The sequence below is a fragment of the Burkholderia gladioli genome, assembly GCF_000959725.1.
Taxonomy (GTDB): domain Bacteria; phylum Pseudomonadota; class Gammaproteobacteria; order Burkholderiales; family Burkholderiaceae; genus Burkholderia; species Burkholderia gladioli.
Window position 1 is genome coordinate 3,746,375 of sequence record NZ_CP009322.1, and the last position, 13,783, is coordinate 3,760,157.

Below are 13,783 nucleotides of genomic sequence, written 5' to 3' on the forward strand. Positions count from 1 at the left end.
ACTACAGGATGGACATCATGGCCGAGATCAGTCGCGGCGCCTTGTTCGGCAAGCTCAACGCGATCGCCTACCGGGGCATCGAAAGCGCCACCGTGTTCTGCAAGCTGCGCGGCAACCCCAACGTGGAGCTGGTGCACTGGATCCACCAGATCCTGCAGGCGCAGGATTCCGACCTGCATCGCATCGTGCGCCACTTCGGGCTCAACCCCTCGAACCTGGCGCGCGACGTGACGGCCGCGCTGGAGCGCCTGCCGCGCGGCAGCACCACGATCTCCGACCTGTCCTCCGAGGTGGAGGAGGCGGTCGAGCGCGGCTGGGTGTTCGCCACCCTGATGTTCGGCGAGGCTCAGGTGCGCACCGGCTACCTGCTGGTCGGCATGCTGCGCACGCGCCATCTGCGCCACGCGCTGCAGGCGGTCTCGGCCGAGTTCGGCAAGCTCAGGCCCGAGACGCTGGCCGACGAGTTCGCCGCGATCGTGGCCGGCTCGCCCGAGGACAGCCTGGGCGCCACCGACGGCTTCCGCGCCGACGCAGTGGGCGCAACGGGCGCGGCGGGGGCCGCGCCGGGCGAGGCCAGCGGCGCGCTGGCGCCGGCCCAGATGGGCCGCCAGCAGGCCCTGCAGCAGTTCACCGTGGATCTCACCGCGCAGGCGCGCGAGGGCCGCATCGACCCGATCGTCGGCCGCGACGGCGAGATCCGCCAGGTGGTCGACATCCTGATGCGGCGCCGCCAGAACAACCCGATGCTGGTGGGCGAGGCCGGCGTGGGCAAGACCGCCGTGGTGGAGGGTTTCGCGCTGCGCATCGCGCGCGGCGACGTGCCGCCCGCGCTCAAGGAGGTGCAGGTGCGCACGCTCGACATCGGCCTGCTGCAGGCCGGCGCGAGCATGAAGGGCGAGTTCGAGAACCGCCTGCGCCAGGTGATCGACGAGGTGCAGGCCTCGCCGCGCCCGGTGATCCTATTCATCGACGAGGCGCACACGCTGGTGGGCGCGGGCGGCGCGGCCGGCACCGGCGACGCGGCCAACCTGCTCAAGCCGGCCCTGGCGCGCGGCAACCTGCGCACCATCGGTGCCACCACCTGGGCCGAGTACCGCAAGCACATCGAGAAGGACCCGGCGCTCACGCGGCGCTTCCAGACCGTGCCGGTGGACGAGCCCGACGAGGCCAAGGCGGTCCTGATGATGCGCGGCGTGGCCAGCGTGATGGAGCGCCACCACCGCGTGCAGGTGCTCGACGAGGCGCTGGAGGCCGCCGTCAAGCTCTCGCATCGCTACATCCCGGCACGCCAGTTGCCCGACAAGTCGGTCAGCCTGCTCGACACCGCCTGCGCGCGCGTGGCGATCAGCCAGCACGCGGTGCCGGCCGAGATCGACGACACCCTCAAGCGCATCGAGGCGCTCGAGACCGAGCAGGCCATCATCGCGCGCGAGCGGCAGATCGGCATCGAGGTCGACGCCCGCGAGACGCAGGCGGCCACCGCGCTGGCGGCGCAGCGCGCGCGGCTTGCCACGCTGGAGGCTGCCTGGGCCGCCGAGAAGGCGCTGGTGGAGCGGATCCTCTCGTTGCGCGCGCAACTGCGCGGCGAGCTGCAGCCGGTGGACGGCACCGGCAGCCTCGGCGCGCCCGAGGCCGGCGCCATCGATGTCGAGGCCGCGCCGCCGACGCAGGCGCCGGCGCTCGAGCCCGCCGTCGACGGCGCGGCGCCCGCCGTGCTCGACGAAGCCGCGCGCGCGGCCGTGCTGGCCGAGCTGCGTGCCTTGCAGGCCGAGCTTGCCGAGCTGCAGGGCGAGAGCCCGCTGATCCTGCCGAGCGTCGACTACCAGGCGGTCGCCTCGGTGGTGGCCGACTGGACCGGCATCCCGGTGGGCCGCATGCTGCGCAGCGAACTGCAGACCGTGATGAACCTCGCGAACCTGATGTGCGAGCGCGTGATCGGCCAGGACCATGCGATGGAGGCGATCGCCAAGCGGATCCAGACCTCGCGCGCCGGGCTCGACAATCCCGACCGGCCGATCGGCGTGTTCATGCTGGCCGGCACCTCGGGCGTGGGCAAGACCGAGACCGCGCTGGCGCTGGCCGAGGCCTTGTACGGCGGCGAGCACAACCTGATCACCATCAACATGAGCGAGTTCCAGGAGGCGCATACCGTCTCCACGCTCAAGGGCGCGCCGCCGGGCTACGTCGGTTACGGCGAGGGCGGCGTGCTGACCGAGGCGGTGCGCCGCAAGCCGTATTCGGTGGTGCTGCTCGACGAGGTCGAGAAAGCGCATCCGGACGTGCACGAACTGTTCTTCCAGGTGTTCGACAAGGGCGTGATGGAGGACGGCGAGGGCCGCGCGATCAACTTCCGCAACACGCTGATCCTGCTGACCACCAATATCGGCACCGAGCTGATCGCCGGCCTGTGCCGCGATCCGGAGCTGATGCCCGATGCCGAGGGCCTCGCCAAGGCGCTGCGCGAGCCGCTCCTGAAGGCCTTCCCGCCCGCGCTGCTGGGCCGCCTGGTGGCGATTCCGTATTTCCCGCTCAGCGCCGAGATGCTGGGGCGCATCGTGAGGCTGCAACTGGAGCGCATCCGCCGCCGGGTCGAGGCACGCTACCGCGTGCCCTTCGACTACGACGATGCCGTGGTGCAACTGGTGGTGGGCCGCTGCACCGAGAGCGAATCGGGCGGCCGCATGATCGACGCGATCCTGACCAACACCATGCTGCCCGCCGTCAGCCGCGAGTTCCTCACGCGCATGATCGACGGCGGCGAGGTGGCGCGCGTGAGCGTGGGCGTCGAGCACGGCGATTTCGCCTATCGCTTCGACATGCAGGCGCCGGTGCCGGGCGCGGTCGCCACGGAGGCGCTGGCCTTGCCCCAGGCTTGAACGCGGGGCTGCCGCCGCGCGCGGGACGGGCGGCGGAATAAACCGCCGGCCCCGCGCGTTTGGTTTCAGGGCGGGCTGGATTCGGTCCGCCGCCAGCCCGTACCAGGAGTTTCGACGTGAAGGCTATCCCCAAGCAGGTCCACATCATCTGGATCGGCGGCGACATCCCGGCGCGCAATCGCGCCTGCATCCAGACGTTCGTGCGCCAGAACCCCGACTGGACCGTCAATCTGTGGTTCGACGCCAACCAGCTGCTGACCGGCGAGCGCCGCAGCGTGGTCAAGGAGCAGCTCGGCGGCACCGCCACGCCCGACGACTGGAAGGCGATGGCCGGGAATCTCGGCGCCGGCGGCGATACCGCCACCATCCAGTACCTGGCGATGCACTTCAACCAGCGCGGCGAGGTGCTGCGCGGCAAGCGCCTGGCCCAGGTCAACGCGATCGCGAGTTTCTGCGCGACCAACGGCATCAAGCTGCGCGAGGTGCAGCGCGACCTGAAGATGGGCAAGAACGCGGCGATCTACCAGCGGGAACTGGTCGATCGCGGCGCGAACTTCGGCGCGGCGAGCGACGTGCTGCGTATCGAGATCCTGCTCCAGGAAGGCGGCCTCTATGTCGATACCGACGTCGACTGCGTGGCGCCGCTGGGCTCGCTGATCTGCCACCAGTCCTATCCGCGCTTCTCGGCCGTCAGCCATCTGTGGCGGAACGGCATCTCGGAGAGCGAATGGAAGGACGATAGCTGGTGGGCCCGCAATTTCTCCGGCCAGACGCCGCCGCCGGTCAGCAATTCGATCATCGCCAGCCATGCCGGCTGCAAGGGCCTGAAGTCCTATCGCCAGCTGATCAACGCGAATTTCACCTCGATGCGTACCAGCGAGCAGATGCAGGATTTGTATTTCAACGACGTGCGCACCAGCACGATCCGCATGACCGGTCCGAGCGTGGCCAGCAAGAGCAGCGGCTTCGAGGCGGCGCGCAGCGCGACGGTCACGCCGAAGTCGGGCGACGCGGTCACCCAGTTCAGCGACGAGCGCAAGCTGGAGATGCGCGATCACTGGTATTTCCCGATGTACTGCGTGCAGGACAAGTACTTCCACGACTGGCTGCAATAAGGCCAGGCACATCCAACCCGAACGGAAACCATCATGGCCAAGGGCAACCACGTCTTCAATGCGTTCGACAAGGTGATCGCCAGCGTCTACTACAGCGTGGTCGGCTACGACGAAGCAGCGCGCAAGGAGGATATGAACCTGATCGGCGGCGCGGGCGGCGATACCGATGCTGCCCGGCAGAAGGCCAGCGAGGCCGAGGCAATGATGCGCAAGCGCTTCGTCACCTCCTATCCGATCTATCGCGAGATCCTGGATCGCGACGAGATGAAATGGCTCCATGCCACGCAGGACGATCATCCCGTGATTCCGAACGATGCGAACTCGCGCAGCTTCGGCGAGGAATCGACGCGCTTCGGCGCCGAGGTGGTCGATTGGGCCACGGGCGTCAGCAACGCGGACGTGATGGTGCGCTGGCGGCAACTGGTCAACCTCGGCGTCGACCAGCAGGCTCAGGAAAACTACGTGAAGGAAGGGTCGAGCCAGCCCGGCACGCCGAACAGCGAGGATGCGCGCCGCGCGCGCTGCGGCAAGATCAACGAATTCGTGAAGGGCGATCTGACCGGCAAGGTGCGCCACCTGCTGCTGGCGATCCGCTTCGACCTGAAGACGCTGAAGAAGATCAAATACGACCCGAAGCTATCGACCGACTGGAAGGCGCTGCTGAGCGAGGGGCGGGCATGAAGGGCGCCGCGCGCCTCGCGCAGTCGTTGCAGCAGGCGATGACGGCGCACCGCGACGGCCAGCTCGACACCGCCGAGCCGCTCTACCGCCGCGTGCTGAAGCTGCAGCCCGCGCATCCCGACGCGCTGCACTACCTCGGCGTGCTGCTGCACCAGCGCGGCCGCGGCGACGAGGCCGTGATCCTGCTCGACCGCGCGCTCAGGCTCACGCCGCTGCATGCCGACGCGCATTGCAACCTCGGCAACATCCACAAGGAACACGCGCGCCACGTCGAGGCCGAGGCCTGCTATCGCCGCGCCCTCGCGCTGGCGCCGGACCATCCGCAGGCGCTCGGCAATCTCGCCATCGTGCTGGAGGCGCTGGAGCGCGTGGATGAGGCACGCGAAGCCTACCAGGCCTGGCTCGCGAGGATGCCGGCCGATGCGCGCGGGCATTACCAGTTCGGCCGCTTCCTGTGCAGCCATCCGCGCGAGCGCGCCGACGTCGAGCAGGCCGTCGAGCACTTTCGCGGCGCCTTCGCGCTCGATGCCGGCCAACTGCGCGTGCTCGAGGCGCTCGGCATGGCGCTTTACGGCCTGGAGCGGATCGAGGAAGCGGCGGCCGTCTATCGCGACTGGGCCGCGCGCGAGCAGGACAATCCGATCCCGCGCCACATGCTGGCCGCCTGCGGCGCGGCCGAGGCGCCCGCGCGCGCCGGCGACGACTACGTGCGCGAGCTGTTCGACGGCTTCGCGGCCAGCTTCGACGAGCAACTGGTGAAGAACCTCGGTTATCGCGCGCCGCAGGCGTTGATCGACGTGCTCGCGCCGGTGCTGGCGACGAAGCATGAAGGCGAGGGCGCCGGGCTCGACATCCTCGACGCCGGCTGCGGCACCGGCCTGTGCGCGCCGCTATTGCGCGCTCATGCCAGACAACTGAGCGGCGTCGACCTCTCGGAAGGCATGCTCGACCAGGCGCGCCGGCGCGGCGGCTACGACAGGCTCGTCAACGCCGAGCTGACGGCCTTCCTGCACGCGCATCCGCAAAGCTGGGACCTGATCGTCTCGGCCGACACGCTGGTGTATTTCGGCGCGCTGGAAGCGCTGCTCGCGGCCGCGCACGCGGCCCTGCGCCCCGGCGGCCATTTCGCGTTCAGCGTCGAGACCCTGCCCGGCGAGGCGGCCGGCCATGCGCTGTCGCCGAGCGGCCGTTATCGGCACGGCCGCGCCTACCTCGATGCCGTGCTCGCCGGGGCCGGCTTCGTCGAGGTGCATTTCGAGGCCAAGGCCCTGCGCCGCGAAGCCGGCCGCTGGGTCGACGGCGGCGTGGTTCGCGCGCGCCGCGCGCACTGAGCCGGCCGCCGCGCGTCACGTCCTCGTCATCGCGCGCACCAAAAACGTGCGCCATGGCGTACCGCCCTGTCTGTCGTCGCGAATTTTTTCCCTGGCCGATGAAGGAATAGATCGCGGTGGCCGGGCGTTCTGCTTGTCGAAGGGCGTGCAAATCGCGCCTGCGAATCATGCAAGCAGCAGGAACGGGAGGGCGAACGATGCAGGCAGACGAATTTGACAAGGGATGCAGGACGCTGGACGCGTCGAGCCGCGCGCGTGCCGCGCATCGGCAACGGCGCGAGGCCGCCAGCGATGCCGTGCACGCGAGCCCGGATGCGGGCCCGGCCCATCCCGAGCGTGCCGCGGCGGCCAGCCGCCTGCCGTCGTGCCGCCCGCCGTGCCTCGCGCACGCGCTCGAACGCGTCGAACCCGATGCCTAGCCGACCCGCCCCCTAACGAGGAAACGCAGATCACGTCATGGCTCACGCAATCACGCTCAGCTCCAATCTCGGCAGCAGCCTGCTGTTCTCGAACCTCAGCGCCGAGGAAGCGCTCGGCCGCCTGTTCACCTACCGGCTCGAGGCGATCAGCAAGAACGCCTCGGCCGACCTGCGCGCGCTGCTCGGCACGCCGATGACGGTCAAGCTGGTGAGCCCGCAGGGCTACACGCGCTATTTCAACGGCATCGTGCGCGATGCGGAGCAGGGCGGCTTCGTCAATATCGACGGCGTGCGCTACGCGGTCTATGGCTTCACCCTGGTGCCCAAGCCCTGGCTCTCGACGCGCCGTCGCGACTGCCGCATCTATCGCGGCATGACGGTGCCGCAGATCGTGCAGTCGGTGCTCAACGACGTGGGCTACAGCGACGTCAAGCCGAGCCTGAGCGGCAGCTACCCGGCGCGCGAATACTGCGTGCAGTACCGCGAGAGCGATTTCGACTTCATCAGCCGGCTGATGGAACAGGAAGGCATCTACTACTTCTTCACGCATGCCGAGGGCAGCCACACCATGGTGCTGGCCGACGCGCTCGGCGCGCACACCACGGTGCCGAGCTTCGAGCAGATCCCCTATGCGCCGCCCACCGAGCGCGGCAAGCGCATGAAGGCCTCGATCAGCGACTGGCAAACCTCGCGCGAGGTCAACACCACGCGCGTGCAGCTCGACGACTACGACTACCTGAAGCCGAAGGCCTCGCTGCTGGCCTCCGAGGAACTCACCGACCAGGCCGACGCGACCAGCGTCGGCGGCCTGGAGGTGTACGACTGGTCCTACGAATACGTCGGCTACGACCAGAAGCAGTCGGACGGCCAGCGTTACGCGCAGGTGCGCGCCGATGCGCTGAACGTGCCGCTGCTGCTCAGCCGGGGCAGCACCGATGCCTGCGGCCTGGCCACCGGCGTGCTGTTCCGCCTCAAGGATTTCCCGCTGGCCGACGCGAACCAGGAATACCTCGTCACCGAGACCGAGATCCGGCTGGTCGAGCCCGACTACGTGAGCGGCGGCGGCATCGACGACGAGGAGGAGCCGTTTCGTTGCAGCTTCAAGGCGATCCGCGGCCGCCAGCCGTTCCGTACCGCGCAGACCACCCCGCGGCCGCGCATCGCCGGGCTGCAGACGGCGGTGGTGTATGGCGACACGCCCGAGGACATCGCGGTCGACAAATACGGCCGCGTGCAGGTGACGTTTTTCTGGAGCCGCCCCGGCAAGCCGCATGCCGACAATTCCTGCCCGGTGCGGGTGGCCCAGCTGTGGGCCGGCAAGCGCTGGGGCGCGCAGTTCATTCCGCGCGTCGGGCAGGAGGTGGTGGTCAGCTTCCTGGACGGCAATCCGGACCGGCCGCTGATCATCGGCAGCGTCTACAACGCCGACAACATGCCGCCCTACAGCCTGCCCGACAACAAGACCCAGAGCGGCGTGAAGAGCCGCAGCCACCAGGGCGGCGGCAGCGAGGACTACAACGAGATCCGCTTCGAGGACCGCAAGGGCGCCGAGCAGGTGCTGGTGCATGCGCAGAAGGACCTGCGCGAGGAATCCGAGCACGACCACGACGTGCAGGTGGGCCACAACTACACGCTGACGGCCGGCAACCAGATCCGCCTGGTCACCGGGCTGGCCAGCATCACCATGAAGAGCTCGGGCGAGATCGATATCCAGGGCACCAACCTGACCATCAACGGCGAGATGAACGTGACCCTGATGTCGGGCATCGCGATGGAGATCAACTCCAAGGCGAACCTGAACATGAGTTCGATCGCGGCGATGGAGATCCTCTCCGAGGCCGATTGCCTGATCCAGTCGACCAACCTGCAGTTGATCGGCACGGCCACGGCCGTCCTGGGCGGCGGCGCGCCGATGATCCTGTGAGCGCGATCCTCGACGCCGCCCGCCAGATGCGCCTGCCCGCGCCCGCGATGGCGCGCCTGGACGCGGCGATGAGCCCGCACGCGGCGGTGCGCGCGCTGCTCGACGCGGGCCTCGCGGCCGATGCGCTGAGCCTGCTCGCGCGCCTGCTGCCGCATCGCTACGCGGTGGCCTGGGTGTGCCAGTGCGGGCGCGGCGAGACGCTCGCGGCGCCGGACCAGGCCGGCCTCGCGCTGGCCGAGGCCTGGGTGCGCGACCCGGCCGAGGCGCGTCGTGCCGACGCCGCGGCCTTCGCCGCCGAGCATCGCTACCGCGGCATCGGCGCCTGGGCCGCGGCCGCCGCCGGCTGGACCGGCGGCAACCTGAACCCGCGTGCCGAGCAGCCCACGCCGCCGCCCGCGCATCTGTGCGCGATCGCGGCGATGGCCGCCCTCAACTACCTCGCCGCGCTGGTGCCGGCGCGATTCGACGCGCGACGCCTGACGTACGTGCGCGACGCGCTGGGCCTGCTCGGCACGCCCAACGGATCCGATGGAGGACTTCGATGAGCACCGAACCGAGCCTGACCCTGGCGGTGCAGGGTGAACGCGCCGAGCGCCTCGCGCAGCGCGAGCAACGCTTCGACCGCCGCGACGGCAGCATCGGCCGCGCCGACGATTGCGACTGGGTGCTCGGCGCCGAGGGCGTGTCGCGGCTGCATGCGCTGATCCGCTACCTGAACGGGCTCTACTTCGTCGAGGACCGCAGCACCAACGGCATGCTGCTGAACGGCGCGCCGCTGCGCAAGGGCGACCCGGCCGCGCTGCGCGACGGCGACCGCCTGCAGATCGACACCTTCGAGATCGCGGTGCGGCTCGGCGGGGAGACTGGCGGCAACTGGCAGGCGCGGACCGATCGCGCGCCGACGGCACCGGTTTCGACATCGACGCCGCGGGTTCCGCCGGCGCCGGCCGTGCCGGCAGCCGGCGCGGCCGCGCTGTCGTCATCGTCGTCATCGTCATCGTCGTCGGCCGAGAACCGCGAGCCGCTCGATCTCGGCGCGCTGCTTTCGCCGCGTCAGCTCGATGCGCAGGGCGATGCGGGCCGTCCCGACGGCCTGATCCCCGGCGCGCGCGATGCGGCCGTGCCGGGTTCGAGTCTCGATCCGCTCGCGCTGTTCGATGCTCCCTCGTCCTATTACGACGAGGCGCCGGGCGCGGTGCCGGCCGACCAGGGCTGGAACCACACGCCGTCGCCCTCGGATCGGTTCCGCCCGCCCCAGGTGGCGGGCGCACGCCTGGCCGGCGCCTTGCTGCCCGACGATTGGGACGCCACCGGCAGCCGCTTCACGCCGCCGGCCGCGCCGCCCGCTCGCCAGTGGGACGATTCGCTGCTCGCGCCCGCGTCGAATGCCGCGCCGGCGATTCCGCCCGCCGCTTCGGGCGAGGACGATTCCTTGCTGGCGCCCGCGCCGCTGCGTGCCGCCGAGGCCGCGCCTGAGATGCAGTCGAGCGCCTCGCACCAGGGCGACGCGCTGCCGGGTTCGATTCCGGCGCGTGTGGCTGGTGCCGCGCCGGTGATTCCGCCGTCGGCCTTGCACCGGGACGATTCGCTGCTGGGTTCGATTTTGCCCCGTGCGGCTGGTGCTGCTGCGGTGTCGCCGTCGTCGGTCCGGCATCAGGACGATTCGTCGTCGGACGCGATTCCGGCGCGCGCGACGGGTGCCGCGCCGGTGCCGTCGCCGTCGCATCCGGACGACTCGCTGCCGCGCTCGGCGACTGTCGCGCCGGCCGCCCCGCAGCATGACGATGCGCTGCTGGACCTGATCCCGGCGCGCGCGGCCGATGCCGCGCCGGCGCTTCCCTCGTCTGCGCCGCAGCACGGCGATTCGCTGCTGGCGCCGATCCCGGCACATGCCGCCGAGGCGCCGCCGCTCGCGCCGGGCAACCCGGCCGCGCGCGATCAGGCCGCCCCGTCCGCCCCGTCCGCCGCGCGAGCCCCGGCTGCCGACGCCGCGCCGTCCGCGCGTGCCCCGGTCACCGCCGTGGAATCGGCGGCGCCGGTGGCGCGGCCGGTGGCCTTCGGCGCGGCCGAAGCCCCGGCCCGCTCGCCGGCCGCCTCGCCCGCCGAACCCGCCAGCGCCGAACTCACGGCGATGTTCGAGATCGCCGTCGACGCGATGATGGACGTGCTGCGCGCGCGCGCCGAGCTGAAGAACAGCTTCCGCCTGCCGGCCACGCTGATCCAGCGCTCCGAGAACAACCCGCTGAAGTTCGCGCCCACCGCGCGCGAGGCCGTGCGTCGCCTGCTCGCGCCGCCCGACAGCGGCTTCCTGGCCGGCAGCGCGGCGCTGGCCGACGCGGCCGACGACATCCGCAACCACCAGATGGCGATGCTGGCCGGCGTGCGCTCGGCCTTCGAGTCCCTGCTCGCGCAGTTCGATCCGGCGCGCATCGAGCAGGAGTCCGAAGGCGGCGGGCGGCGGCTCTCGCTGGGCGGCAACCGCCCGCGCCACTGGGAGCGCTACAAGGAGCAGTTCGAGGCGCTCACGCGCAATCCCGACGAATGCTTCCGGCGCCTGTTCGGCGACGAATTCGCGCGCGCCTACGAGGAACAACTGGCGCGCCTGAAGCAGCGCCGCCCCTGAGACGAACCGGCTTGCCGCCGCGCTACGCGACGCGCCCGACATGAAGAACTCTTGATCGACGATCCGATATGACCCAGAGCAATAAAGTGGTATGGAGCGAGGGCCTGTTCCTGCGGCCCCAGCACATGCAGCAGCAGGAGCGCTACCTGGAGCGCTACGTGGAGCTGCGCGCCGGCGCGCTGCGTCCGCACGCGTGGGGCTTCCAGGAGCTCGAGCTGGAGAGCGACCTGCTCGCGATCGGCAAGCTCGGCATCAAGCGCGCGCGCGGCGTGTTCCCCGACGGCACGCCGTTCGCGATGCCCGGCGACGATCCGCTGCCGCCGCCGCTGGACATCGAATCGAACTGGCGCGACCAGGTGGTGCACCTGACCTTGCCGCTGCGCTCGGCCACCCAGCCCGACAGCGCCTGGCCCGGCGCCGATGGCGACCAGTTGTATCGCTACCGGGTGCGCGAGGCCGAGGTGCGCGACGCCTCGGGCAGCATGGAAGGGCTGACCGCGCTGGAGGTGGCCGGCATGAGCGCGCGCCTGGTGCCCGAGGCGCAGCCCACCGAGGGCCTGATGCGGATTCCGGTGGCGCGCGTGGTGGAGTGCCGTGCCGATCGCCGCGTGGTGCTCGACGAGGGCTTCATGCCCAGCGCGCTGAACACCGAGGCGGCCGCGCGGCTGGTGACCTTCCTCTCCGAGCTGCTGGGCCTGCTGCACCAGCGCGGCGAGGCGCTGGCCGGGCGCGTGGCCGAGACCGATCGCGGCGGCGCGGCCGAGATCGCCGACTTCCTGATGCTGCAGGTGATCAACCGCTACCAGCCGCTGGTGGCGCACCTGGCCGCCGCGCCGCTGCTGCATCCCGAGGCGCTCTACCAGTTGCTGATCGAGCTGGCCGGCGAGCTGGCCACCTTCACGGCGCCGGGCAAGCGCGCGCAGGCCTTCCCACCGTACCGCCACGAGATGCTGCGCGAGAGCTTCGAGCCGGTGATCGTGGCGCTGCGCATCGCGCTGAGCGCGGTGCTCGAGCAGAGCGCCGTGCCGATCCCGCTGCAGCAGCGCAAGTACGGCGTGTGGGTGGGCGTGGTGCCCGACCTCACGCTGCTCGACACCGCCACCTTCGTGCTGGCCGCCAAGGCCGACATGAAGGCAGAGGACATGCGCCGGCAATTGCCGACGCAGTCGAAGATCGGCCCGGTCGAGAAGATCCGCGACCTGGTCAACCTGCAACTGCCCGGCATCGGCGTCTCGCCGATGGCCGTCGCCCCGCGCCAACTGCCTTACACCTCCGGCTTCCTCTACTTCGAATGCGACCGCAATTCGTCGATGTGGCGGATGCTGAAGACCTCGGGCGGCATCGCCATGCACTTCGGCAGCGGCTTCGCGGGCCTCGACCTGCAATTCTGGGCGGTGCGCACATGAGCGAAGACAATCGCAGGGACGATCGCGCGTCGCGCGTCGACGCCACCGTGCTGCGCCCGCAAGGCAGCAGCGGCTCGGGTTCCGGCGCCGACGACGCGACCCGCATCATGGCGCCGCGCGCGACCGGCGCCGATGCCGGCGCGACGGTGATCTCCGGCGGCGCTTATGCGGCGGCGGCCGGGCCGGGCGGCGCGCGTTCCGCCCCGCGCCCCGCGCTGCGCGCCGAGCTCGGCGACTTCATGAGCGGCGTGGCCAATCCGCTGGTGCGCGCGGCCAATCCGCTGCTGCTGCTGACCGTGCAGCTTCGCCACAGCGTCGCGCCGCCGGCCGACGTGGCGCGCCTGCGCGAGCAGGCGGTGGCCCAGGTGCACAGCTTCGAGAGCTACGCGCAGGGCGCCGGCATCAACACCCAGACCATCATGGCCGCGCGCTACGTGCTCTGCACCATGCTCGACGAGTCCGTCAACAACGCGCCCTGGGGCGAGCTGAGCGGCTGGGCGCAGAAGACCCTGCTGGTCACCTTCCACGGCGAGACCTACGGCGGCGCGAAGTTCTTCCAGATCCTCGATCGCCTGAGCGTCGACTTCTCGCGTCATCTCGACCTGATCGAGCTGATGTACATCTGCCTGGCGCTCGGCTTCGGCGGGCGCTACCTGGTCGAGCCGGGCGGCCTGGGGCGCCTGGCCGACATCCAGGACGACCTGTATCGCCGCATCCGCGGCCTGCGCGAGGCGCCGGCCGCCGAGCTCGCGCCGCACTGGCGCGGCGTGGAGGATCGCCGCAATCCGGTGATGCGCCACGTGCCGCTGTGGGTGGCGATGGCCGCCGCGGCGGTGATCCTGCTGGCCAGCTTCCTCTACTTCTTCACGCGCCTGAACGGCCTGGTGGAACCGGTCAGCGCGCAGCTTGCCGCGATCGGCCTGCAGAACGTGCCGCCGCCGCAGGCCAACGCCGCGCCCAAGCCGGCCGGCAAGAGCCTGAAGTCGCTGCTCGCGCCGCTCGAGCAGGCCGGCGCGCTGGCCGTCGACGAGCAGCCCGACGGCCGCGCCACGGTGCGCCTGGCCGCGGGCCTGCTGTTCCCCTCGGGCGGCGCCGACATCGCGCCGGCCGAGATACCGCTGCTGCGCCAGGTGGCGGCCGCGCTGAACCAGGTGAAGGGCCGCGTGATCGTGGTCGGCCATACCGACGACCAGCCGATCCGCTCGCTGAAGTTCAAGGACAACTTCGCGCTGTCCACGGCGCGCGCCCAGAACACGCTGGCGATCCTGGCCCAGGGCCTGGACGATCCGCGCCGCCTGGAAGCGAACGGCGCCGGCTCCTCGCAGCCGATCGCCACGCCGCCGAGCCTGCCGGAGAACCGGGCACGCAATCGCCGCGTGGAAATCCTCTACATCCCGGAGAACTGAAC

The 13,783-nt window shown here is 70.7% G+C and carries 10 protein-coding genes; all 10 read left to right on the plus strand.

The genetic code is table 11. From position 1 onward, the window contains the following. The first annotated feature begins 17 nt into the window (after nucleotides 1-17). The 10 genes from tssH to icmH all read left to right on the plus strand — a co-directional run bounded on the left by tssH (nucleotide 18) and on the right by icmH (nucleotide 13,781). Complete coding sequence (gene tssH / locus BM43_RS16125) at nucleotides 18-2,876, plus strand: type VI secretion system ATPase TssH (protein ID WP_036054688.1); 2,859 nt, start codon at nucleotides 18-20, stop codon at nucleotides 2,874-2,876. A 116-nt stretch (nucleotides 2,877-2,992) separates the two neighbouring features. Next, entirely contained in the window at nucleotides 2,993-3,991 is a 999-nt protein-coding gene (locus BM43_RS16130; RefSeq protein ID WP_036054687.1) for a TcdA/TcdB catalytic glycosyltransferase domain-containing protein, read from the plus strand. A 33-nt stretch (nucleotides 3,992-4,024) separates the two neighbouring features. Beyond that, a complete protein-coding gene (locus BM43_RS16135; protein WP_036054686.1) occupies nucleotides 4,025-4,672 on the plus strand; it encodes a hypothetical protein in 648 nt (215 codons plus the stop codon). Then, entirely contained in the window at nucleotides 4,669-6,003 is a 1,335-nt protein-coding gene (locus tag BM43_RS16140; protein WP_036054684.1) for a tetratricopeptide repeat protein, read from the plus strand. Before BM43_RS16135 ends, BM43_RS16140 begins: the two co-directional genes overlap by 4 nt. Before the next feature lie 197 nt (nucleotides 6,004-6,200). Further along, nucleotides 6,201-6,422, plus strand: a complete 222-nt coding sequence (locus tag BM43_RS16145; RefSeq protein WP_036054682.1) for a hypothetical protein — start codon at nucleotides 6,201-6,203, stop codon at nucleotides 6,420-6,422. 37 nt (nucleotides 6,423-6,459) lie between these two features. Beyond that, nucleotides 6,460-8,346: a type VI secretion system tip protein TssI/VgrG gene (tssI, locus tag BM43_RS16150; protein WP_036054681.1), complete on the plus strand. Its 1,887-nt coding sequence runs from the start codon at nucleotides 6,460-6,462 to the stop codon at nucleotides 8,344-8,346. Further along, entirely contained in the window at nucleotides 8,343-8,891 is a 549-nt protein-coding gene (locus tag BM43_RS16155; RefSeq protein ID WP_036054680.1) for a DUF6931 family protein, read from the plus strand. The genes tssI and BM43_RS16155 overlap by 4 nt, the downstream gene beginning before the upstream one ends. Next, entirely contained in the window at nucleotides 8,888-10,969 is a 2,082-nt protein-coding gene (gene tagH / locus BM43_RS37555; protein WP_052409142.1) for a type VI secretion system-associated FHA domain protein TagH, read from the plus strand. The genes BM43_RS16155 and tagH overlap by 4 nt, the downstream gene beginning before the upstream one ends. Before the next feature lie 68 nt (nucleotides 10,970-11,037). After that, nucleotides 11,038-12,375, plus strand: coding sequence for a type VI secretion system baseplate subunit TssK (gene tssK, locus BM43_RS16170; protein ID WP_036033054.1), 1,338 nt, complete (start codon nucleotides 11,038-11,040; stop codon nucleotides 12,373-12,375). Beyond that, on the plus strand, nucleotides 12,372-13,781 hold the full coding sequence (icmH, locus tag BM43_RS16175) for a type IVB secretion system protein IcmH/DotU (protein WP_036054678.1): 1,410 nt from the start codon (nucleotides 12,372-12,374) through the stop codon (nucleotides 13,779-13,781). The genes tssK and icmH overlap by 4 nt, the downstream gene beginning before the upstream one ends. The last annotated feature ends 2 nt before the right edge of the window (nucleotides 13,782-13,783 follow it).

Excerpts from the sequence above, each read along its gene's own strand:
- tssH (WP_036054688.1), top strand. The coding sequence starts at position 18 with ATGGCCGAGATCAGTCGCGGCGCCTTGTTCGGCAAGCTCAACGCGATC.
- BM43_RS16135 (WP_036054686.1), top strand. The coding sequence starts at position 4,025 with ATGGCCAAGGGCAACCACGTCTTCAATGCGTTCGACAAGGTGATCGCC.
- BM43_RS16140 (WP_036054684.1), top strand. The coding sequence starts at position 4,669 with ATGAAGGGCGCCGCGCGCCTCGCGCAGTCGTTGCAGCAGGCGATGACG.
- BM43_RS16145 (WP_036054682.1), top strand. The coding sequence starts at position 6,201 with ATGCAGGCAGACGAATTTGACAAGGGATGCAGGACGCTGGACGCGTCG.
- tssI (WP_036054681.1), top strand. The coding sequence starts at position 6,460 with ATGGCTCACGCAATCACGCTCAGCTCCAATCTCGGCAGCAGCCTGCTG.
- tagH (WP_052409142.1), top strand. The coding sequence starts at position 8,888 with ATGAGCACCGAACCGAGCCTGACCCTGGCGGTGCAGGGTGAACGCGCC.
- tssK (WP_036033054.1), top strand. The coding sequence starts at position 11,038 with ATGACCCAGAGCAATAAAGTGGTATGGAGCGAGGGCCTGTTCCTGCGG.
- icmH (WP_036054678.1), top strand. The coding sequence starts at position 12,372 with ATGAGCGAAGACAATCGCAGGGACGATCGCGCGTCGCGCGTCGACGCC.